Source organism: Candidatus Symbiopectobacterium endolongispinus (assembly GCF_018777385.1).
Taxonomy (GTDB): domain Bacteria; phylum Pseudomonadota; class Gammaproteobacteria; order Enterobacterales; family Enterobacteriaceae; genus Symbiopectobacterium; species Symbiopectobacterium endolongispinus.
Genome location: NZ_JAFJYB010000004.1, coordinates 352898 through 373504, shown reverse-complemented (window position 1 = coordinate 373504; position 20607 = coordinate 352898). Strand labels below are relative to the sequence as shown.

The 20607-nt window shown below is 54.4% G+C and carries 18 protein-coding genes and 6 pseudogenes; 16 read left to right on the top strand and 8 right to left on the bottom strand.

The features are described 5' to 3' along the window. The first annotated feature begins 12 nt into the window (after positions 1 to 12). Positions 13 to 847, top strand: a pseudogene (locus JZM30_RS17325) (fumarylacetoacetate hydrolase family protein). Positions 848 to 880: 33 nt separating this feature from the next. Here JZM30_RS17325 and JZM30_RS17320 read toward each other — a convergent pair. The 3 genes and pseudogenes from JZM30_RS17320 to JZM30_RS17310 all read right to left on the bottom strand — a co-directional run bounded on the left by JZM30_RS17320 (position 881) and on the right by JZM30_RS17310 (position 5247). Continuing rightward, a complete protein-coding gene (locus JZM30_RS17320; RefSeq protein ID WP_252320190.1) occupies positions 881 to 2533 on the bottom strand; it encodes a methyl-accepting chemotaxis protein in 1653 nt (550 codons plus the stop codon). A gap of 239 nt (positions 2534 to 2772) precedes the next feature. After that, positions 2773 to 3171: pseudogene (locus tag JZM30_RS24815) on the bottom strand (hypothetical protein); the annotation flags it as partial. Positions 3172 to 3679: 508 nt separating this feature from the next. Further along, positions 3680 to 5247 (bottom strand): annotated as a pseudogene (locus JZM30_RS17310) (methyl-accepting chemotaxis protein). Positions 5248 to 5682: 435 nt separating this feature from the next. Here JZM30_RS17310 and ugpB point away from each other — a divergent pair. The 8 genes and pseudogenes from ugpB to JZM30_RS17270 all read left to right on the top strand — a co-directional run bounded on the left by ugpB (position 5683) and on the right by JZM30_RS17270 (position 12631). Beyond that, positions 5683 to 7016, top strand: a pseudogene (gene ugpB / locus JZM30_RS17305) (sn-glycerol-3-phosphate ABC transporter substrate-binding protein UgpB). 96 nt (positions 7017 to 7112) lie between these two features. Beyond that, positions 7113 to 7994, top strand: coding sequence for a sn-glycerol-3-phosphate ABC transporter permease UgpA (gene ugpA / locus JZM30_RS17300; RefSeq protein ID WP_252320189.1), 882 nt, complete (start codon positions 7113 to 7115; stop codon positions 7992 to 7994). Positions 7995 to 8005: 11 nt separating this feature from the next. Next, positions 8006 to 8851: a sn-glycerol-3-phosphate ABC transporter permease UgpE gene (gene ugpE / locus JZM30_RS17295; protein WP_252320188.1), complete on the top strand. Its 846-nt coding sequence runs from the start codon at positions 8006 to 8008 to the stop codon at positions 8849 to 8851. Between the two features lie 6 nt (positions 8852 to 8857). Next, a complete protein-coding gene (locus tag JZM30_RS17290) occupies positions 8858 to 9934 on the top strand; it encodes a sn-glycerol-3-phosphate import ATP-binding protein UgpC (protein ID WP_252320187.1) in 1077 nt (358 codons plus the stop codon). Next, on the top strand, positions 9909 to 10598 hold the full coding sequence (locus JZM30_RS17285; RefSeq protein WP_252320613.1) for a glycerophosphoryl diester phosphodiesterase: 690 nt from the start codon (positions 9909 to 9911) through the stop codon (positions 10596 to 10598). Before JZM30_RS17290 ends, JZM30_RS17285 begins: the two co-directional genes overlap by 26 nt. Positions 10599 to 10773: 175 nt before the next feature. Next, positions 10774 to 11730: an AEC family transporter gene (locus tag JZM30_RS17280; protein ID WP_252320611.1), complete on the top strand. Its 957-nt coding sequence runs from the start codon at positions 10774 to 10776 to the stop codon at positions 11728 to 11730. A gap of 22 nt (positions 11731 to 11752) precedes the next feature. Continuing rightward, positions 11753 to 12070: a hypothetical protein gene (locus tag JZM30_RS17275; RefSeq protein ID WP_252320185.1), complete on the top strand. Its 318-nt coding sequence runs from the start codon at positions 11753 to 11755 to the stop codon at positions 12068 to 12070. Between the two features lie 67 nt (positions 12071 to 12137). Then, positions 12138 to 12631 (top strand): annotated as a pseudogene (locus tag JZM30_RS17270) (tRNA (cytidine(34)-2'-O)-methyltransferase). Here JZM30_RS17270 and JZM30_RS17265 read toward each other — a convergent pair. The 3 genes and pseudogenes from JZM30_RS17265 to JZM30_RS17255 all read right to left on the bottom strand — a co-directional run bounded on the left by JZM30_RS17265 (position 12565) and on the right by JZM30_RS17255 (position 14511). Beyond that, positions 12565 to 13310 (bottom strand): annotated as a pseudogene (locus JZM30_RS17265) (DUF3142 domain-containing protein). The pseudogenes JZM30_RS17270 and JZM30_RS17265 sit on opposite strands and share 67 nt — an antisense overlap. Then, positions 13280 to 13495 (bottom strand): hypothetical protein, encoded by a 216-nt coding sequence (locus JZM30_RS17260; protein ID WP_252320183.1) that lies wholly within the window; start codon positions 13493 to 13495, stop codon positions 13280 to 13282. Before JZM30_RS17260 ends, JZM30_RS17265 begins: the two are co-directional and overlap by 31 nt. Before the next feature lie 41 nt (positions 13496 to 13536). Beyond that, positions 13537 to 14511, bottom strand: coding sequence for a hypothetical protein (locus JZM30_RS17255; RefSeq protein WP_252320181.1), 975 nt, complete (start codon positions 14509 to 14511; stop codon positions 13537 to 13539). Between the two features lie 47 nt (positions 14512 to 14558). Between JZM30_RS17255 and JZM30_RS17250 the strand changes: the two genes are divergently transcribed. From JZM30_RS17250 to JZM30_RS17225, 6 genes are read left to right on the top strand one after another with little or no spacing between them, the layout of a single operon-like run. Further along, on the top strand, positions 14559 to 14831 hold the full coding sequence (locus JZM30_RS17250; RefSeq protein ID WP_252320179.1) for a cation transporter: 273 nt from the start codon (positions 14559 to 14561) through the stop codon (positions 14829 to 14831). Continuing rightward, complete coding sequence (locus JZM30_RS17245) at positions 14788 to 15303, top strand: cation transporter (RefSeq protein ID WP_252320177.1); 516 nt, start codon at positions 14788 to 14790, stop codon at positions 15301 to 15303. Before JZM30_RS17250 ends, JZM30_RS17245 begins: the two co-directional genes overlap by 44 nt. After that, positions 15212 to 16150 (top strand): HAD-IC family P-type ATPase, encoded by a 939-nt coding sequence (locus JZM30_RS17240; RefSeq protein WP_252320175.1) that lies wholly within the window; start codon positions 15212 to 15214, stop codon positions 16148 to 16150. Before JZM30_RS17245 ends, JZM30_RS17240 begins: the two co-directional genes overlap by 92 nt. 26 nt (positions 16151 to 16176) lie before the next feature. Next, complete coding sequence (locus JZM30_RS17235; protein WP_252320173.1) at positions 16177 to 16860, top strand: heavy metal translocating P-type ATPase; 684 nt, start codon at positions 16177 to 16179, stop codon at positions 16858 to 16860. A 57-nt stretch (positions 16861 to 16917) separates the two neighbouring features. Beyond that, positions 16918 to 17133: a cation transporter gene (locus JZM30_RS17230; RefSeq protein ID WP_252320171.1), complete on the top strand. Its 216-nt coding sequence runs from the start codon at positions 16918 to 16920 to the stop codon at positions 17131 to 17133. Then, entirely contained in the window at positions 17114 to 17461 is a 348-nt protein-coding gene (locus JZM30_RS17225; RefSeq protein WP_286673617.1) for a metal-sensitive transcriptional regulator, read from the top strand. Before JZM30_RS17230 ends, JZM30_RS17225 begins: the two co-directional genes overlap by 20 nt. A 42-nt stretch (positions 17462 to 17503) precedes the next feature. Here JZM30_RS17225 and cpxA read toward each other — a convergent pair whose 3' ends face one another. Next, positions 17504 to 18877: an envelope stress sensor histidine kinase CpxA gene (gene cpxA / locus JZM30_RS17220; protein ID WP_252320169.1), complete on the bottom strand. Its 1374-nt coding sequence runs from the start codon at positions 18875 to 18877 to the stop codon at positions 17504 to 17506. Positions 18878 to 18893: 16 nt separating this feature from the next. Then, on the bottom strand, positions 18894 to 19592 hold the full coding sequence (gene cpxR / locus JZM30_RS17215) for an envelope stress response regulator transcription factor CpxR (RefSeq protein WP_252320167.1): 699 nt from the start codon (positions 19590 to 19592) through the stop codon (positions 18894 to 18896). Positions 19593 to 19744: 152 nt separating this feature from the next. Here cpxR and cpxP point away from each other — a divergent pair, with 152 nt between their 5' ends. After that, positions 19745 to 20260, top strand: a complete 516-nt coding sequence (gene cpxP, locus JZM30_RS17210; RefSeq protein WP_286673650.1) for a cell-envelope stress modulator CpxP — start codon at positions 19745 to 19747, stop codon at positions 20258 to 20260. The last annotated feature ends 347 nt before the right edge of the window (positions 20261 to 20607 follow it).

The following is a 20607-nucleotide window of genomic DNA, read 5'->3' as shown; positions in this document are numbered from 1 at the left end:
TGAAGGTAACCTATGAAACTGGCAAGTTTTATTAACCCGGAAAACCGGCAAAAGACCTATGGGCGTATCGATGCTGACGGCATCATCGATCTGGGACGGCGCTTTTCCGACAGCTATGCGGATATCCCCGCTGCACTGCGCGCCGGTGCGTTGAAACAGTTTGAGGCGGTGCAGGGCACGCCGGACTTTCGTTTTGAACAAGTCACTTTTTTTGCCGGTGATTGAACAGCCGGGAAAAATCCTGTGTGTTGGCATGAACTACATGGAAAAACGCATTGAGTTCCAACAAACCGTTGATGCGCCAACCCTGTTTATCCGTTTTGCCGATACGTTGTCTGCCCACCGTCAGCCGCTGATGAAACCGGAATTGAGCAACGAGTTTGACTATGAAGGTGAACTGGCCGTGGTTATCGTTCAGCACGCGGATAATGTCAGTTGTGAAGCCGCGCTGGACGTGGTGGCAGGCTACAGTTGCTTTATGGATGGCTCGGTGCGCGATATGCAATACACCTGGTTCACCTCAGGCAAAAACTGGCGCCATACCGGCGGATTTGGTCCCTGGATGGTCACTACTGATGAGATTGGCGATCCGCAACAGTTGGATATCAGCACCTTCCTGAGTGGCGTTCGCGTGCAGCATGATACCACCAACAATATGGTGCGCCCCGTGGCGGAGCTGATTGCCTACATTTCGCGCTTTACGCCGCTGGCACCGGGGGGCGTGGGGAAAAAGCGCACGCCGCCGCTGTTTATGAAAGCCGGTGATGTGGTTGAAGTGGAAATCAGCCAGATTGGGCGGCTGGTGAATACGGTTGCCGCAGAGCGTGACGTGTTGGCCTACGCCTGAGGCGGCTCCCAGCGCGGTCTGGGAGCTTGTGCGCTAAAACTGTGTCCAGTTCTCCCGGCTGCCCTGTGGTAGCGGGAGTTCGCGTGCTGACGGGGGGCTTTGGGGCGTGGTGTGGGGCGGTAATGCTTTGCTGTTTGAGGCAATGCGGAACATTTGCATCAGTGACACCAGGTTGGCCGCCTGATCGTTCAGGCTTCCGGCCGCGCTGGCCGACTGTTCGACCAACGCGGCGTTTTGCTGAGTCACGCGATCGAGCTGATTGATTGCACTGTGAACCTGCTCGATGCCCGACCCTTGTTCCCGCGTGGTTCCCCCGATGGTGGCGATCAGGTGGGCGACTTCAATGGCCTGAGTCACCAACGCTGCAATGGTGCTGCCCGTCTCTTCAACCAGCGTAGATCCGGCATTCACGGTTTCGACGCTGTTATGGATCAGCGTTTTGATTTCCTTGGCGGCGGAGGCTGAGCGCTGCGCCAGCGAACGAACCTCACCGGCCACCACGGCAAAACCGCGCCCTTGCTCGCCTGCGCGGGCGGCTTCGATGGCGGCGTTTAGTGCAAGAATGTTGGTTTGAAACGCAATGCCGTCAATCACGCCGATAATATCGCTGATTTGGCCGGAACTGGTGGTAATGGCTTTCATGGTTGCTACGATCTGGTTAACGGCCTCTCCGCCTTTCGCTGCCGTGGCGCTGGCCTGATTAGCGAGCTGTGTGGCACTGTGCACCGCATCGGCATTTTGACGTACCGCCTGGCTTATCTGTTCCATCGCGGCGGCGGTTTGCTGCAAATTCGCCGCCTGCTCTTCTGTGCGTTGACTCAGGTCGGTACTGCCGATGGCAATCTCACTGGAGCCGGTGGCGATGGATTCGCTACTGTGGCGAACCTGTTCCACCATGGCGCTCAAACTGTTACGCATGGTGTTCATGGCGGCAAACATGCTGCTGCTGTCGTTCTCGCGCAGGGTAATCTCTGCGGCCAAATCACCTTGAGCGACTTGCTGGGTGATGATGGTTGCATAGGCCGGTTCGCCACCCAGCTGCTTTCTCAAGGTATAGGCTATCAGGAATGCGATCAGCGCACCCAATCCCGTTGCCAGTAGCGCCAGAAGCAACATCAGGTTTCCGCCATTGCTGGCCTGCGTCATGGCTTGTTGGGCCAGCTTTATCGCCTGATTTTTTTGCAGTGTAATCATATCATCCAGCGTTTCGAACACGGGTAACTGCGCGCGCCGCATCTCGTCCAGCTTCATTTTTTCTTCCGGGTTATCGCTGAGTTCCCGGGCAACGACTTCGCTGACTGCTTTCATATAGGCTGGGTGTACCTGAGCGAACTGTGCCAACAGTGCTTTACCGGCGGGGATACTGGCATTGTGGTTCAATGTTTCCAGAAGTTCAGTATTGCGGGCAATCGTAAGGTCAATCACCTGCTTCTCTTCCTGTTTCCGTGCACGATCCTGATACAACGCCATATTGCGCACGGAGCTGGCGACGGCATCAAATCCGGTTTTTAATTCCTGAGTGATTAACAGATTATTAAGCGAACGGTTGGCGAGCAGTTCAATGTCATTCCCCAGTGAAATCAACTGGGAGCGACCAAGAATGGTCACGCACAGGCTGATGATAATCACTGACGCAAAGCCCGAGCCCAACATGGTGCTGACTTTCATCTTTTTAATAAATCGCATAGGCGTCCTTATTCCTTATATAGTCCTGATGTGTGGCGGCGTCCTTAATGCGCGTCTTGTGCGTGATTATTAATGGATATCTGCTGAAAAGATAAGCGCGAGAAAAATCGGTAAATAATAGAATGGAGCGTCAGCTTGGTTTAATGCGGAAAGATATTGTGCTGTATTAAGGGAAATCGTTTCTGGTGTACGGGCCTGTGCTTCATTTAATTTTGCTTAGTGAGCGATAATATAAACTATCAAAAAAACGTACTTTTCACTGGAATGACGCTCCCGTTATTAAATGCCGTGCCGAGAGTTATGGTGATAAGGTTAGAAGCGTTCCCACTGTGCCCCTGCGTTAGCTTGAGCGTTGGCGTGACGATGGCTTTTATAGGTGCCGGTGGCGGTAACGATTGACGTTGTACATGACTGCCCGAGCGCATGCGAAATACGCGCATCAAATCAACCAGATTGTCCAGCTGTTCGTTGAGGCTGTCAGCGGCGCTGGCAGATGCTTCCACCAACGCGGCATTTTGTTGTGTGACCTGATCGAGCTGGGCGATCGCATCATGGATTTGTGCAATGCCCGATTCCTGTTCCTGCGTGGTAACGCCGATTTTGGCAATCGGGTCTGCGACGTTGTGTGCCTGACGCAGCGTACCGGTGGCCAGAAAGGAGACTAATGCCTCTGGCAACGCCGCCGCTAAAGCCGGCGTCTAATCGGGTGCCTATCTTCATGGTGTTTATAATGTGCATAACATCCCTTAATTAAACAATGTCCTGTGGGACGCGAATTTCTGTAATGCCGTATTTGCGCCATAGGGGAGGGATGTTTTATGTAAATAGCGGCTGTGGGGCACGTTTTTTTGTTGTTGGGCGAAATAACGCACCATTATCAGGAATGTTCCAGGGAAAATAAACGGCTAAAAAGAGGTGGTTTTACAGGTGGGAGAAATAATAGTGACTGATGGTTAACGATTTATTTTATTTTTTATGATGTTGCTAATAATGTAATCAAATACTCCTTTAATTTGGCTTAATAAAAAAGAATAACGCTTTCGCGCAAGGCGTATTCAGTATCACGTTGGCGGTATCTTTCTCTGTATACCGTTATAAACGATGCCACCGATGATGGTGACATCGCCGATATTGTGTGTGATGCGGTTATTTATGTCCCAGGGCCATAGGTGCCGCAGTGGGACGTGTTGAGGCGCGGTACTGGAATGCGCCACCTTCTACCTGAAAGGCGCTCATCAGCTCCACCAGCGCCGCGTTTTGCTGTGTGACCTGATCCAGTTGGGTGATGGCATCATTGATCTGGTGAATGCCAGAACCCTGCTCCCGAGTGGTGACACTAATCTCATCAATCATATCTGCCACATGACGCGACTGGCGCACCAATCATCGATGGTTTCTCCAGCATCGGTGACCAGCTTCGAGCCCGTTTCTACGCGGCTAACGCTATCCTGAATCAGCGTTTTGATCTCTTTGGCCGCCGATGCCGAGCGCTGTGCCAGCGAACGGACCTCACCTGCCACCACGGCGAAACCACGGCCTTGCTCCCCGGCACGAGCCGCTTCTACCGCCGCGTTCAGGGCCAGAATGTTGGTCTGGAAGGCAATCCAGTCGATCAAGGTGATAATGTCGCTGATTTTATGGGAACTGTCGCGAATCTCGGTCATGGTACGCACGATATTGCCCACCGCTTCTCCGCCTTTGGCGGCGGTGTTGCTAGCGGTGTTGGCAAGGTCGGTAGCGGAGCGTACCGTATCAGTGTTTTGCTGCAACGTCTGGCTGATCTGTTCCATCGAAGCCGCCGTTTGTTGCAGGCCGGCAGCCTGCTCTTCGGTACACTGACTGAGATCGGTGCTGCCTGCGGCGATTTCACTGGCACCGGTCGAGATAGACTCGCTGCTTTCCCGCACCTGAATCACCAGCTTGCTCAGACTGTCACGCATGTGGTTCATGGCGGCCAGCAGGCTGCTGTTGTCCGCGTCGGCGAGCGTTACCGGAACGGCCAGATTACCCTGCGCAATTTCTTGCACCACCTGCATGGCGTAGAGCGGTTCGCCGCCCAGCAACTTTTTGATGTGGCGGGTGATGAACCAGGCTATAACGGCGGCTAACAGGGCGGAAAGGGCTGCCAGCATCAGCAGGCTGTTACCATTCTCTTCTGCTTCAGCCACGGCGTTGGTCGCTATCTGGGTAGTGAGATCTTTTTGTAGTTGGATCATTGTATTGAGGTTGCCAAACATGGCAGTTTGCACCGGTTCCAACTGACTTTTAACCAGTACAGCTGCTTCTGCCTGACGATCTGTCAGCGTCATGCCGATCGCTTCACATCCCAGTTTGGCAAAGGCGACGCGATTTTGCTGAAGTTCACCCAAGATGGCGCGCACTTCTTTCGCATGCAGATTAGCTTCCAGTTTTTCCACTAACTTACCGTTTTGTGCGCTGGTTTTTCCAATCAATGCCTGGCTGTCGCTCAGCTCTTTTTTGTCCGTCATCAGCAGCATACGCAGCGTGGCTTTAATGGTGACGTTCAGGTTGTCTTTCAGTTCCTGTAATACAAACAGGTTATTCAGATGCTGTTTGGTGAGGCTGTCGGTGGTTTGGCCCAAACCGGCAAGATGCATGCGGCCAAAACCCGCGACCAGCACGCCGATAATAATCACGGCAGCGAACCAACTGCCGAGTAATGTTCCCAATTTGATGTTGCGTATGCTATGCATATGTTCCCCATTTTTTTCGAGTTTGTCGGTAAAGCAGGTTAGCCTCTGCACGGCATAAGAAGAGGTGAGTCACCCTGGCATTGCTCATTGCGTCCATTCACGAGAACGGTGTTGCGAACGCACAGTTATCTTTATGCTTGCATCATCAATGGTTTATTTACTTTATTATTCGTTTGCTGTGTGATTTCACGCGGTAAATGAGTAAAAAAACAGATGATGTATTTGGTATCGGCACCCCGTTGGTAAACATTTATCCCGAACCGCGATATGGGCCACAAATATTGTCGGTAATTCTGCTACGCGAGCGTGACAGGCAGGGTGTCATGCGGGTGTCATCGTTTGGTTATCTTGCTGTCATGCGTCCGTGCCATGTTACCCCTCGACCAAGAAACGCCCCCTTTGCACAGGTGCTCACCTTTATGGTAGGAGACAGGCATGTTTAACGCGCTTAAGACACGGACGCTGCGTAATGCAGCAGTTCTAGTGGCGCTGACGTTGGCGTATCAGGCTAACGCCAACGCGGTGACCGAGATCCCTTTCTGGCATTCGATGGAAGGCGAACTGGGAAAAACGGTGGATTCACTGGCAACGCGTTTTAACCAATCGCACCCCGATGTCAAAATTGTGCCGGTTTACAAAGGCAACTATGAGCAGAGCCTGGCGGCAGGGATTGCGGTTTACCGCACCGGTAACGCGCCCGCCATCCTTCAGGTGTATGAAGTGGGTACCGCCACGATGATGGCGAGCAAGGCGATAAAACCGGTGTATCAGGTATTTAAAGATGCTGGGATCGACTTTGATGAGAGTGTGTTTGTGCCGACCGTCTCCGGTTACTACGCCGACGCAAAAACGGGACACCTGCTATCACAGCCGTTCAACAGCTCAACCCCGGTGCTTTACTACAACAAAGATGCCTTCAAAAAAACCGGGCTGGCCCCAGAACAGCCACCGAAAACCTGGCAGCAAATGGCAGAGTATACGGCCAAGCTGCGCGCGGCAGGCATGAAGTGCGGCTACGCCAGCGGCTGGCAGGGTTGGATCCAGATTGAAAACTTCAGCGCCTGGCATGCTTTGTCGATTGCCAGCAAAAATAACGGCTTCGACGGCACGGATGCGGTACTGGAATTCAACAAGCCGACGCAAATCAAGCATATCCAACTGTTGCAGGACATGAACAAGAAAGGGGACTTCACTTACTATGGCCGCAAGGATGAGTCGACCGAGAAGTTCTACAACGGTGATTGCGCCATTACCACCGCGTCTTCCGGTTCGTTGGCTAACATCCGCGCTCACGCCAAATTCAACTATGGCGTAGGAATGATGCCGTATGACGCTGGGGTGCCGAATGCGCCGCAGAACGCCATTATCGGTGGTACCAGCCTGTGGGTGATGGGCGGTAAAGACGATGCCACTTACAAAGGCGTTGCTCAGTTTATGCAGTTCCTGGCACAGCCGGAAATGGCCGCCGAATGGCACCAGAAGACCGGCTATCTGCCGATCACCACCGCCGCGTATGAGTTGACCAAGCAGCAGGGTTTCTATGAGAAGAACCCCGGTGCGGACATTGCGACGCGTCAGATGCTGAACAAGCCACCATTGGCTTTCACCAAAGGGCTGCGTTTAGGCAATATGCCGCAGATCCGTACCATCGTGGATGAGAAGAGCTGGAAAGCGTCTGGACCGGTAAGAAAACGCCGCAGCAAGCGTTGGATACGGCGGTTGAGCGCGGCAACGTGTTGTTGCGTCGCTTCGAGCAGTCCACTAAGTAAGGTCACAGGCACTTTCTCGTCATTCCCGCCTGTACGGGAATGACGGAGGGCGACAGATGTCGCTTTGTTTTCCCCTTCTTTGATTGAGTATGTGGCATGACCTCATCCCGCCCTGTCTTTGGCCGTAGCTGGTTACCTTATGCGTTAGTGTTTCCCCAACTGGCTATCACGGTGATTTTCTTTATCTGGCCCGCTGGTCAGGCATTGTTGTATTCCACGCAGCGTATTGATCCCTTTGGTCTCTCCAGCGAGTTTGTCGGTCTGGAAAACTTCCGCCATCTGATGAGCGACAGTTACTATCTGGACGCGTTCTATACCACCATGGTGTTCAGTTCGCTGGTAACCGTGTGCGGCATGGGCGTGTCGTTACTGCTGGCGGCGTTGGTGGATTATGTGTTGCGCTGTCGCCGCCTTTACCAAACCCTGTTTATTCTGCCTTACGCGGTGGCGCCGGTGGTGGTGGCCGCGCTGTGGATGTTTTTATTCAGCCCCGGCGGATTAATCACGTATGGCTTAAGCCTGTGGGGTTATGACTGGAATCACGCCACCCACAGTGGCCAGGCGATGTTTCTGGTGGTGCTGGCGTCCATCTGGAAGCAGATAAGCTATAACTTTCTGTTTTTCTTGGCCGCGTTGCAGTCCATTCCGCGCTCTCTGGTGGAGGCCGCGGCCATTGACGGTGCAGGTCTGGTGCGCCGTTTCTTCAATTTGGTGCTGCCGCTGATTTCTCCGTTTAGCTTCTTTCTGCTGGTAGTCAATCTGGTTTATGCCTTTTTCGACACCTTTCCTATTATCGATGCTGCCACGGCGGGCGGGCCGATGCAGGCTACGACCACCCTGATCTTCAAAATTTACCGTGAAGGGTTTGCCGGTCTGGATCTTTCCAGCTCTGCGGCGCAGTCGGTGGTGTTGATGCTGCTGCTGGTCGGCTTGACAGTCCTTCAGTTCCGCTTTGTGGAACGCAAGGCCAATTACTAAGGGGCGCACCGATGATCGAAAACCGTCGCGGGCTGGATATCTTCAGCCATTTGATGCTGATAGTCGGCGTACTCGCCATTCTGTTTCCGCTCTATGTCGCCGTGGTGGCTGCAACGCTGGACAATCAGGCGGTGTTTCAAACGCCGATGACGCTGCTCCCAGGTACCCAACTGTGGGATAACCTGGTTTATGTCTGGCACCACGGTGCCGGTTCGAACAACGCGCCGTTCGGTAAGATGCTGTTCAATAGCGCCGTGATGGCGTTAGCCATTACCTTCGGCAAAATTACCGTCTCCATTCTCTCTGCTTACGCCATTGTCTACTTTCGTTTCCCGTGCCGCTCGCTGTTCTTTTGGATGATTTTTTTGACGCTGATGCTGCCCGTGGAAGTGCGTATCTTCCCGACGGTGGAAGTGATTGCCCATTTGAACATGACGGACAGCATGACCGGTTTGACGCTGCCGCTGATGGCCTCGGCTACCGCCACCTTTCTCTTTCGGCAGTTTTTTATGACGCTGCCGGATGAACTGATGGAGGCGGCGCGCATTGATGGTGCCAGCCCGATGCGTTTCTTTTTCGATATGATGTTGCCGCTCTCGCGTACCAATCTGGCGGCGCTGTTTGTGATTACCTTTATTTACGACTGGAACCAGTATCTCTGGCCACTGCTGATCGTCAACGACGTCAACCTTGGCACCGCGGTGGCTGGGTTGAAAAGCATGATCGCCTCTGGCGATGTCGCCACCCAGTGGAACCACGTGATGGCGGCGATGTTGATGACGTTGTTGCCGCCGCTGTTGGTGGTGCTGTTGATGCAGCGCTGGTTTGTGCGTGGTCTGGTGGATAGTGAGAAATAAGACGATATGGCAGGTTTAAAACTTCAGGTCGTCACCAAATCCTATGACGGTAAAACACAGGTAATTCAGCCCATCGATCTGGATGTGGCGGACGGTGAGTTTGTGGTGATGGTGGGACCTTCTAGCTGTGGTAAATCTACCCTGCTGCGCATGGTGGCCGGATTGGAACGCACTACCAGCGGGGATATTTATATCGATGGCGAACGGGTGACCGAGCGGGAACCGAAAGATCATGGTATCGCCATGGTGTTCCAGAACTATTCGCTGTACCCGCACATGAGCGTCTATGACAACATGGCGTATGGACTGAAAATCCGCTGCTTTGGTAAAGCGCAAATCCGCCAGCGTGTTGAAGATGCTGCGCGTATTCTCGAACTTCTGCCGCTGTTGCAGCGTAAACCGCGCGAGCTTTCCGGCGGGCAGCGTCAGCGTGTCGCCATGGGCCGTGCTATCGTGCGCGAGCCCGCGGTATTTTTGTTCGATGAACCGCTCCCCAACCTGGATGCTAAACTGCGTGTGCAGATGCGTCTTGAGCTCCAGCAACTGCATCAGCGGTTACGTACCACCAGCCTGTATGTCACGCACGATCAGGTGGAAGCCATGACGCTGGCAGAGCGCGTGATTGTTATGAACAAAGGGATTGCCGAACAGATTGGGCCGCCGACGGAAATTTATCGCCGTCCTGCCTCGCTGTTCGTCGTCAGTTTCATCGGCTCCCATGCCATGAATCTGTGGGCCGGGCGCATCAGCGATGACGGCACACAGTTTATGTTCAGCGCGGAGTTTGTCTTGCCGTTACCGGTGGCAAAACCAGCGTGGGGCGGACGGGCATTGACGTTGGGCGTCAGACCGGAACATATTCAGTTGACCACGTGTGAGGCGGGTGGCATACCGCTATTGCTGACCACCCTTGAGCTGCTGGGCGCGGATAACCTGGCGCACGGTGCATGGGGGGAACAGCTGGTAGTGGTGCGCCTTTCCCACGAACAGAGCCCGGCGCGCGGCGACACCTTGTGGCTGGCTCTGCCAGCGCAGGCGTGGCATTTCTTTGTTGATACTGAAAGCGGATTGCGGGTGGAATAATGGAAAACAGTGGCCTTATCCGGCAATTGTCGCCCATCGCGGCGGCGCATTGGCACCGGAGAACACGCTGGCCGCCATCGATATGGGGGCGTATCACGGGCATAAAATGATCGAGTTTGATGCCAAGCTCTCTCAGGATGGCGAAATCTTTTTGCTGCATGATGATACGTTGGAGCGAACCACGAACGGCTGGGGCGTGGCGGGCGATTTGCCCTGGGATAAACTGGTGGGTTTGGATGCAGGTGGGTGGTACAACAAACAATTTGTTGGTGAGCGCTCACCTCTGTTATCTGACGTGGCGGCGCGCTGCAAGCAGTATGACTTAGCGGCCAACATCGAGATCAAACCGAGTACCGGACAAGAAACCCTCACCGGTCGCATCGTCGCACAGCAGGCGGTGCCAGCGCTGCCGCGCGGGCTGTTGCTGGATGAGTGGGAAGAGGACTGGCTGCGTCTGACGCGCGATCTCGGCTGCGTCTCCATCCACCTCAACCATGAACTGCTGGATGCGCAACGGGTGGCGCTGCTGAAAGCGTCTGGGCTACGCATTTTGGTTTATACCGTGAACGCACCGGCGCGTGCGCGTGATTTGCTAGCCTGGGGCGTTGACTGCATCTGTACAGACCGGATAGATTTAATCGGCGCAGAGTTTTTCGCCGGCTAAATCCGCCCATATCCCCAGAGCGATGCTCATGGGAAATAATAATTCGTCTAACAAGCCGGTGATTGCGCGCCTTTTCGTATGTGCGAGGTTGCCTGATGTGTCCGGACTTGTTAGTGGGCGCTTACATTACTCAGGCTATCTGGCGCTGCTGAGTGAGGCATTGAAGGATTACCCTATGTCCCCCTTTGTACTCTCCTTTTGGCACCAGGTGGTGATTTCACTACCGCTGTTTGTATTGATTATTCTTGGCTACAGCCTGATCCGGTTTGCCAAATGGCCTACCGCGTTCACCGATGGCGTCAGCCGCTTTGTCTTCTCTATTGCCCTGCCTGCCATGCTGTTCCGCATGATGAGTGATTTCTCCAAACGACCCCCGGTGGATGCCCGATTGCTGATCGCGTTTTTCGGCAGTTGCCTGATCGTGTTCGTGATTGGCCGTATCGTTGCCCGCAAGGTGTTTGATTTGGATGGCGTCTCCGGCTCGGTATTCGCGCTGAGCGGTATCTTTTCCAACAACGTCATGCTGGGGTTGCCGCTGGCGACCACAATTCTTGGCAAAGAGGCGGTGCCTTCTGTGGCGCTGGTGTTGGTGTTTAATGGCCTGATTTTGTGGACGCTGGTCACCGTGTCGGTAGAGTGGGCGCGCAACGGCGCGCTGTCGCTGCAAGGATTTGGCAAAACGGCGGTCGGAGTGCTGAAAAACCCGCTGATTATCGGGACCTTATCCGGCACGCTGTTCAGTCTGACCGGATTCTCCCTGCCGGATTTTGTCGATCAACCGGTAGGGATGCTGTCACAGGCGGCAGTGCCGCTTTCGCTGATTTCACTCGGTATGGGGCTGGCAGAATACCGGGTGCGTGATGGCTGGCAAATCAGCGCGGTGGTGTGCGTGCTTAAACTGCTGGTGCAGCCTTTGGTGATCTGGGGGCTGGCGGTGATGCTTGGGCTGCCGGAAATGGAAACCCGCGTGGTGGTTCTGCTGGGCTCAATGGCGGTAGGGGTTAACCTCTACCTGATGTCGCGGCAGTTTAACGTACTGGGCGGCCCCATTGCCGCCAGCCTGCTGTTATCGACAGCGCTGGCGGCACTGACCACGCCGTTGATTCTGGCGCTGATGGGGGTGAGTCTGTAGCGGATCAGTAGCGGGGCTGGTTTTGCTGCTGCGTCCGCTGCTGATTTTGCTGGAGCTGACGCCGCAACTCTTGTTGTTGCTCGCTACGGCGCTGAATGTCCTGATTCAACCGCTGTTGCTGCAACTGCTAGTTCTGCTGCATTTGTTGTTGCAGGCGCTGCTGGCTGGGAATACCGTTTTCAAGTTGTTGTTGCTGGGTGGTGAGCCTTTGCGTATTTGCCTGCGTGCCCAGCGACACCAAGGCCAGACAAAATATCGGAATCAGATAACGGGTCATGATACGTACCTCCTGTATACAGTGTACGTGTCTGGCCGAAAAACGTCGCGGCATGTTGTCTGAATTCCTGCTTCGGGGGCAGGGGCGGCGTGTTATATACTGGCGGCCTGAAAACGCTTGACCTATTCTCATGTTTCATATTGCGCTCTATGAGCCACAAATTGCCCCGAACACCGGTAATATCATCCGTCTGGTTGCCAATAATGGCTGCAAATTGCATCTGATTGAACCGATGGGCTTCGATCCGGATGAGAAAAAGGTGCGCCGCGCCGCGCCGGGCTGGATTATCACGATCTGGCGAATGTTAGCCGCCATAAAAATTATCAGGATTTTCTGGCTGCCGTAGCCGGTCAGCGCATTTTTGCCTGTACCACCAAAGGCAGCCGTCCTTACGATCAACCGGACTATCAGCCGGTGGATGTACTGCTGTTCGGTTCGGAAACTGCCGGATTACCGGATGCGATTCGTAACGGTTTTACGCCGGAACAGCGTATTCGCATTCCCATGCAGTCGAATAATCGTAGTCTCAACCTCTCGAATGCGGTTGCCATCATCAGCTACGAAGCGTGGCGGCAAAACGGATTTGGCGGCGGATTGACGAGAAACACTACGTTGCCACGGTAATACGCTGAGGCGGCCAATCGACGCTGCCAGCGTTCGTCCCATTGCCCGTGCTGTACCAGGCCGAGACGGAATGGAATTTGCAGTTTCATTAGGGCGGGCAGGTACTCCGCATAGCGTGTTACCGTCGAGCGGCCCTGATAAGTCTGTACCACCAACTCATCGATAACGCCGCCCAGCCGATTAAGCGTGCCGACATCCCCGGTTTTAGCCCAGTCCAACAGCCCGGTGACGCTGAGCTGTGTATCGGCGGGCAAACGCTGGCGTAGGGTTTGTAGAAATTTCACGTAGCGAGCCAACTGATAGCTGCGGGCATCAAAATCGATCTGGATACCCTTCACCTGGTTACCTAATGCGCGCCAGCGTGCCTGTTCTTTCAGTATACGGTTCAGGTGTTTATCCGAAAGATCCAACATGGTAATGCGGTAGGAGAGCCACAGGTTGTCTACCCGCATCGCGCTAGCCGGTAACCCTTGACGTAAAAACACGGTTTTCCCCTGACGGCGGGCGATTTCACCCTGATGCAGGTAGAGCGTGTGTGCCTGATGTAGCACCGGCTGCGGTTTGACGGCCGCCCATAACCAAAATCCTGGTAATGGGCGGCGTTGACGCGTTCAGCATGGGCGACGTTCGTGAACAGAACGTAGGTGACTACCAATAATATTTGAGCTGCGTGGCCCATTGGCTGCCTTTGAATTCGGTTTTCAACTGGGTAAACCAGGCTTTGCGCGTTGCCTTGCTGATCTCTTGTGTGCCGCAATCGTTCATGCCGCTGGGCGCATAGCAGTAGATAGCGCGATAAAGTGCGTAGCTTTTGTCTTCCGGTGGCGCCTGCGGATCGGCAATCACTTTCAGATAAGCATCCAACCGGGAATAGACTTTCCCGTTGAATTGACTGGGTGTGTTGGTTAATGCTTCCAGCTGATTGCTCTCACCACAATCGAATCCGACCTCATTGCCGGTACGGAAAAAGAACTCCCCCAGACAATTGGTGGGTGAGCGTCATTCGGCCGTTTATTTAACGTGGATACCACCGTGGTCAGCGCCGGGCATTGATACCCATCTTCGGTATCGCTGCCATCCCAGGTGAAGGCGGTGAGGTCTTCCATATTCCAACTGGCGTTTTCTGCGCTTTTTAATGGCGCGATGGTGCGCAACAGCTCGCTGTCTTTGAGATAGGCCGCATAGTCACGGTGTACCAGCGATTGGGTCAGCAGCGTGTGCAGTGCCACGGCGTGTTCTTCATGGGTTTGTTGTTCGCCGGTTTGTTGGCGCAGCAGGTCGGCATTGGCAACACTTTTCAGCACCGCAGAGCGGAAACGCAAATTTTTGACCGGGCTGTCAGGCGCAAAAATAGCCTCATGGTGGCCTGCTTTGACCAGCGTTTCTGCCAGCGACAGTTGCAGATACTGTTGCTGCGTTTCGTTGGTTTTCAACGTCAGCAGATGTCGCCAGTGCGTTTCTGCCGCCTGCCAGCCGTGTTCGACCTCTAGCGCCAAACCGCGCAGTACCTGGAGGTTGAAGTCGGTGGTGTCCGTCAGATCCTTGCCCGTTTCTTCCGGAATTAACGCCAGCGTGGCCACCGCATCCCGCTGCTGATAATAGTGGAAGGCGGCGTGCAGATAGCGATACTGCTGCATACCGGCATCGTCAAACATCGCCTGCTGGGCGATCAGTTCAGCTTCTGATAACGCGGGCCGCTGCATCCAGCCTTTGTCACTGCGCAGCCATTTCAGATCTTGCACCAGCATCAGCAACGGCGCGTCTGGTGTCTGAATAAAACTGCTGCTTTCCAGCAGCTTATTGTCGATTTCGTTATTGATGGTCTGCAACGCATCCAGATCTTTTTGCGCGGCAATCACACGCTGATAGCGTGCCGACAAGGCATATATCGACGCCTTTTAACGGAAAGTCTAAGGATAACAACGAAATGACTAATGCAAGCGATCCTCTCTCATTGCACCTTCCAATCAGCGGCATGTCCTGCGCGGCCTGTGCTGTGCGTCTTGAGCGCGTGTTAAACCGCTTGCCGGGGGTGGAAGCCAATGTCAATTTCGCCAGCGAGCGTGCGCGTGTTCGGCTGCAAGGGGAAAGCAGCACGGTGCAGGATGTGGTCGCGGCGATACATAAAGTCGGCTCTGACGTTGGAACTTTCCGGCATGAGCAGCGAACGCTGTGCCGAACGTATTCAGGCGGCACTTGAAGCCCTACCGGATGTACATGCGACGGTACTGTTTGCCAGCAGCCGAGCCAGTGTTCGCTATCGCCCCGGCGTGGTTAGCCCGGAACAGATGGTGCGTGCGGTTGAGCTGGGTGGCTTTCAAGCCCATGCCGTCGAGGGCGGTCAGCGTGGCGAAGAACGTGCACGACGCGAACGCGCGTGGCAGCGTGAACGCCGGGAATTTCTGATTGCTGCCGTGCTCACGGTGCCGCTGATGGCGGAAATGGTCGGGATGTTTTTCGGCAGCGGGCATCTGTTGCCCGGTTGGCTGCAAGCACTGCTGGCAACGCCAGTGCAGTTCTGGAGCGGACGCCATTTCTACCGCTGTGCCTGGAGTTGCATTACGCAGCGGCACCTCCAACATGGACGTGCTGGTCACGCTAGGGACCAGCGTGGCCTATTTGTTCAGTCTGTTCACGTTGCTGACCACGCCGCACGGTCATCTCTATTTTGAAGCCGGTGCCGCCATTGAAGGTTTGCTAAACCTGCAACCGCCCATCGCACATGTGGAAGTGGTGGAAGTGGACGGTGAAATTGAAGATCGTGATGTAACCAGCCTGCACAGCGGCGATATCTTTGTGGTGCGTCCCGGCGAGAGTATTCCTGTTGACGGCGTCATTCTCGATGGCCTCTCGGAGGTCAATGAATCAATGCTTACTGGTGAGAGTGTACCGGTGGTGAAAGCGGTGGGTGCCGAGGTGTTTGGCGCGACGCTTAACCAAAGCGGCATGCTGCGTGTCAAAGCCACCGGTGTGGGAAGAAATACGGCGCTGGCGCGTATCATTCGTATGGTCGAAGACGCACAGGGCTCAAAAGCCGCAGTGCAGCGGTTGGCAGATAAAATCTCGTCGGTGTTTGTGCCGGTGGTGGTGGCGATCGCACTGCTCACCTGGCTGACACACTGGTTTATCAGCGGGGATTTGGCCTCCATCCTGGTGAGTGCGGTAGCTGTGCTGGCGATTGCCTGCCCCTGTGCGCTGGGGTTAGCGACGCCGACGGCGATCATGGTGGGTACTGGGCAAGGGGCGCGTGCCGGTATCTTGTTCCGCAATGCCAATGCGTTAGAGCAAGTGCAGCGCTTGCAGGTACTGGTACTGGATAGGACAGGCACCATCACTGAAGGTAAGCCTTCGGTCAGTGATGTACTGCCAGAAGCTGCGGTGGCCGACGCTGAACTGCTGCGCGTCGCACTTTCTCTCGAACAGCATTCTGAGCATCCCCTCTGGCAAGCGCTGGTGCAGCATGCGCGGGAAGCCGTCGAGGTGAGTGCGTTTCAGGCGGTGATTGGCCGGGGGGGGTAAAAGGCGAGGTTGCAGGTGAAAACTGGTTGTTGGGGTCACCGCGTTTTCTGGCTGAAAATGATATCGTGCTCGATCAGGCGCAGATTGCCAAACTGGAAGCCCAGGGAAAAACGGTGATTGCCGTGGCCCGCGCTGACCTTCTATTGGGGTACATTGCGCTGGCAGATAAGGTGCGCGACGATGCACGTACCGCAATCGCCGACCTGCAACATCATGGGATCGAGGTCATGATGCTGACGGGGGATAATCCTCGTGCGGCGGCGGTGATTGCCAAACAGGTGGGGATCACCAACGTGGTGGCTCAGGTGTTGCCGGAGCACAAAGCGGCGGAGATACAGCGCCCTCAGGCCAATGGACGCTGTGTGGGTATGGTGGGCGACGGTATCAATGATGCGCCTGCATTGGCAGCGGCGGATGTAGGCTTCGCCATTGGCGCGGGCTCGGACATTGCGCTGGATACGGCGGACGTGGTGCTGATGCGTAACCGCCTTGATAGCCTGCTGGATGCCATCAGCCTGTTGCGCGCGACGCTCGGTAAGGTGAAACAGAATCTGTTTTTTGCGTTTTTCTACAACGTGCTGGGCATTCCGCTGGCGACGTTGTCGTTACTGAATCCGGTTATTGCCGGGAGTGCCATGGCGCTCAGTTCGATTTCCGTGCTGAGCAATTCACTGCTGTTACGTCATTGGAAACCGACCCGGCGCGACTGATATTCTGAGCCTTCCGGCTCCGCCCGGTGTCACACAATGTGAAATTGAGAGTATTTTATGTCCTATGTTACAATCAACGTCCAAGGTATGTCCTGCGGCTGCTGCGCCAGTAAGGTCAAGAACGCGCTGGAAGCGCTTAATGGGATTCAGGGTGTGCAGGTCACGCTGGAAACCGGTCTGGTAAACGTGGAGTACAATGAGACAGAAAAAGCCAACCCAGACGTCTTCCGCGACACTGTCGAAGGACTAGGATTTGACGTCGCCGCGTCGTAAGTGCGAGTTTTGTGCCGCTGCCACTGAAGCGGCCAGTTCAGCCGATGAATCGGATGTTCGCCGTGTGGTTCAGCCGCGTAAAAAAGCGCTGCTGAACCGGCTCAACCGAATTAACGGTCAGGTTAACGGCATCGGTCATATGATCGAACAAGACCGTTATTGCGTTGATATCCTCAATCAGATTTCTGCAGCGCGTTCTGCGCTTAATGCTTTTGCCAATCAATTGCTGGCCGATCACACCAACGGCTGCGTGCGTAAGACGGTATTGGACGATGATGGGGAAGCAGCGATCGCGGAACTGCTGCAAGTGATTCAGCGTATGCGCTAGCGGGGCGGCGCAACGCGCCGTACCCCACATGTATAGCTGCGCTTAGCGTTCGTTCAGCGGTAGCCAGATGGTCAGACGTAACCCCCCTAACGAACTGTCTCCTGCTTTAACCCAGCCTTTATGTTGCGTAATCGCATTCTCCACAATCGCCAACCCTAACCCCGTACCGCCCGACGCCCGATCGCGCGCCTCATCGGTGCGATAGAACGGGCGGAAGATTTGCTCGCGATCTTCCGGGTTAATGCCGGGGCCATCATCGTCAACGTTAATGGTGAGTCCTTGATTATCAACGGCAAAGGCGACGCTGATATGGGTGTTTGAGTAACGCAGGGCGTTGCGCACCACATTTTCGAAAGCGCTTTCCAGTGCGGAACGGTTACCGAACAGCGGCCAAGGGCCGGGTGGATAGGGCACGTCCAGCGTTTTACCCATTTGCTCGGCTTCAAAGCGGGCGTCATCCAGCACGTCTCCCCACAGTTCGTCGGCGCGGATATATTCACGCCCCAACTCGTTCTTGTGCTGGTTGCGCGATAACACCAGCAGGTCGTTGATCATGCTGTCCAGCCGCTGCGTTTCGGTTTCAATGCGGTTCAGCTCGTTGTTTTCACCCTGACGACGGCGCAGCAGCGCGGTAGCCAATTGCAAGCGTGTCAACGGTGTGCGCAGTTCATGGGAAATATCAGAAAGCAGACGTTGTTGCGCGGTAACTATGCGTTCCAGCGCGCTGACCATTTGGTTAAAGCTGACGCCAGTGGCGAGGAACTCTTGCGGCCCGGCTTCCAGCTCGGGGTGTTGACGTAGGTTGCCTTGCGCCACTTCATCGGCCGCAATTTTCAGCTTACGCGCAGGTTTTGCCAGGCTCCAGGCCAGCCAAAGCAACAGCGGTGTGCTGATAAGCATAGTGATAATGAGTAACAGCAGCGGGCGGTCCAGTAGTAGATTGATGAAATCGGACTGCGGGCTGTTTGCCATGCGGATCAGATAAACCTGGTAATTATCCTCACCGTCGCGCACGGAAAACGGTCCGAGCAGTTCGAGCCGACCATAATTTTTCTTCTGCGGATGGTCGGCATTATCAGACTGGCCGATAAAGTTACGCACAATCTGCATTTCGGTTTTTTGCAGCGTACCGAAAATTCGCCCTTCACTCGTGACGAAAACCAGACGTTGCCCCGGCGGTGACCATTTTTCGATCACGCGAAACAAGCGTCGCCACCAAAACAGGTCGTTAGGCGGATCGACGGCAAGATCGGCTTCGATATGCTGTTCCAGCATCACGCCCTGACGATACTCGTTTTCCAATAGCGCCGTCATCTGGCGTGAGTCCAGCTTGGGCAACATCAGCACCAGCATTAGCACCAACGCCAGCGTCAGCCAGAAAATGGCGAAAATGCGCGAAGTCAAACTGTCGATCATGCCGCAGATACCTATTTTAACTTATTGATACCATTAAATAACCGCGTCCGCGCAGCGTCTTGAACCAGGGTTGTCCGTCTTTACGCTCCGGCAGTTTACGTCGCAGATTGGAAATGTGCATGTCTATCGCACGATCGAACGGCGTCAGACGTTTACCCAGCACTTCCTGACTAAGATGCTCGCGCGACACCACTTGTCCCAACCGCTGTGCCAACAGGTAGAGCAGCGTGAACTCGGTGCCGGTGAGATCCAGCACTTCGGTGTCGAAGCTCGCTTCCTGGCGCCCCGGATTGAGGCGCAAGCCGTCCACTTCAACGGTCGGTGAACCGTTATCCGTGGTTTGCTGCTGCTCGGCCCACGATGAGCGGCGTAAAATGGCGCGAATACGGGCCACCAGTTCACGATCGTTAAACGGTTTAGGCAGATAATCATCCGCCCCCAGTTCCAGCCCCAGAACGCGATCCAGTTCGCTACCGCGCGCGGTTAGCATGATGACGGGCGTCCGATGCTGCTGCCGTACCTCTTTCAAGGTGTCGATGCCGTTTTTCTTCGGCATCATGACGTCCAACAACAGCAAATCTACCGTACTGTCCAATACGTTTAATGCCTGTTCGCCATCGTGGGCAACGACAACGTTAAAGCCTTCCATTTCGAGCAACTCTTTCAACAAAGCGGTGAGTTCTTTGTCGTCATCCACCAACAGAATCTTGTTCATGATTAGGCTACCTCCAGGGGCAAAATACGTCATAGATCGACGCCATTCCATGACTTTACGTAGTTTTACATCCTCTGACGCATGTTTGCAGCAAGGTGTTTAGACTTGTGTTCATTGATTCACAGATTGGCGCATTGTACCGGGGGGTGATGATGCTACGGCGCATAAAAATCTCTCTCATTTCATTGCTGATGTTCGGTGTCGTTAACGCATCAGTAGCCGATAGCGATAGTGCGTCACTGCCTGGTTGGCACCCTGGCGATGCAGCCTTGCGAAACGCCATCAGTCAGCGCGGTCTGTTTGACTGTGTGAAACTGACGGAACAACAGCGTCAACACTTGCGTGACCTGATGCAACAGGCAAGGCAAGATGCGCCCGTGCTGCACTTAAATGATATAGAAAAAATGCACACTTTGGTGACCGCAGAGAAATTTGATGAAGCGGCCGTCAGAAAACAGATTTCGCAGATGATCCAAGCACAGGTTGAACGCCAGATAGAAATGACACGTGTGCGCAATCAAATGTATAACTTGCTGAATTATGAGCAAAAAATAGTTCTGGAACAGCGTTATCAACAGCGAATGAACGAGATGCGGCAGCAGTTATCCCAAGTTGAAGCCTCCATGTCCCCCCCCTGTGGGGCGCTGAACAGTGAACCAAATCCCTGAGTAACCCTGTAGTGTGTAGTGAGAGTAGTAAGAAGTTGATTTCCTTGCCATAGACACCATCCCTGTCTTTTGCCCGTCATGATGACGGGCTTTTTCTTTGCTGTTTTTTAGGAAAAGGCTTTCAAAAACAGTGGGGTGTTAGGGAACGAAACGCCATACAAAACCATTAAATTCATCACTCTAAACAGTGATTACGCCTGCGTTGGCACCTAAAATCCGCGCTGTTCTTCGATTAACTGCTTAAAAAAAGTACCACAGCTCGCCTCGATTCAGCGTAAAATGTGATCTGCTTTACAGATTTTGGTCGATGTAGGCGCTGCCTTTGGCGTAGCCCGGCCATTTTTCTG

Bases quoted from the DNA above. Each gene is read 5' to 3' on its own strand.
- JZM30_RS17320 (WP_252320190.1), bottom strand. From the start codon at position 2,533: ATGCGATTTATTAAAAAGATGAAAGTCAGCACCATGTTGGGCTCGGGC.
- ugpA (WP_252320189.1), top strand. From the start codon at position 7,113: ATGACCTCATCCCGCCCTGTCTTTGGCCGTAGCTGGTTACCTTATGCG.
- ugpE (WP_252320188.1), top strand. From the start codon at position 8,006: ATGATCGAAAACCGTCGCGGGCTGGATATCTTCAGCCATTTGATGCTG.
- JZM30_RS17290 (WP_252320187.1), top strand. From the start codon at position 8,858: ATGGCAGGTTTAAAACTTCAGGTCGTCACCAAATCCTATGACGGTAAA.
- JZM30_RS17280 (WP_252320611.1), top strand. From the start codon at position 10,774: ATGTCCCCCTTTGTACTCTCCTTTTGGCACCAGGTGGTGATTTCACTA.
- JZM30_RS17250 (WP_252320179.1), top strand. From the start codon at position 14,559: ATGACTAATGCAAGCGATCCTCTCTCATTGCACCTTCCAATCAGCGGC.
- JZM30_RS17245 (WP_252320177.1), top strand. From the start codon at position 14,788: ATGAGCAGCGAACGCTGTGCCGAACGTATTCAGGCGGCACTTGAAGCC.
- JZM30_RS17240 (WP_252320175.1), top strand. From the start codon at position 15,212: ATGGACGTGCTGGTCACGCTAGGGACCAGCGTGGCCTATTTGTTCAGT.
- JZM30_RS17230 (WP_252320171.1), top strand. From the start codon at position 16,918: ATGTCCTATGTTACAATCAACGTCCAAGGTATGTCCTGCGGCTGCTGC.
- cpxA (WP_252320169.1), bottom strand. From the start codon at position 18,877: ATGATCGACAGTTTGACTTCGCGCATTTTCGCCATTTTCTGGCTGACG.
- cpxR (WP_252320167.1), bottom strand. From the start codon at position 19,592: ATGAACAAGATTCTGTTGGTGGATGACGACAAAGAACTCACCGCTTTG.
- cpxP (WP_286673650.1), top strand. From the start codon at position 19,745: ATGCTACGGCGCATAAAAATCTCTCTCATTTCATTGCTGATGTTCGGT.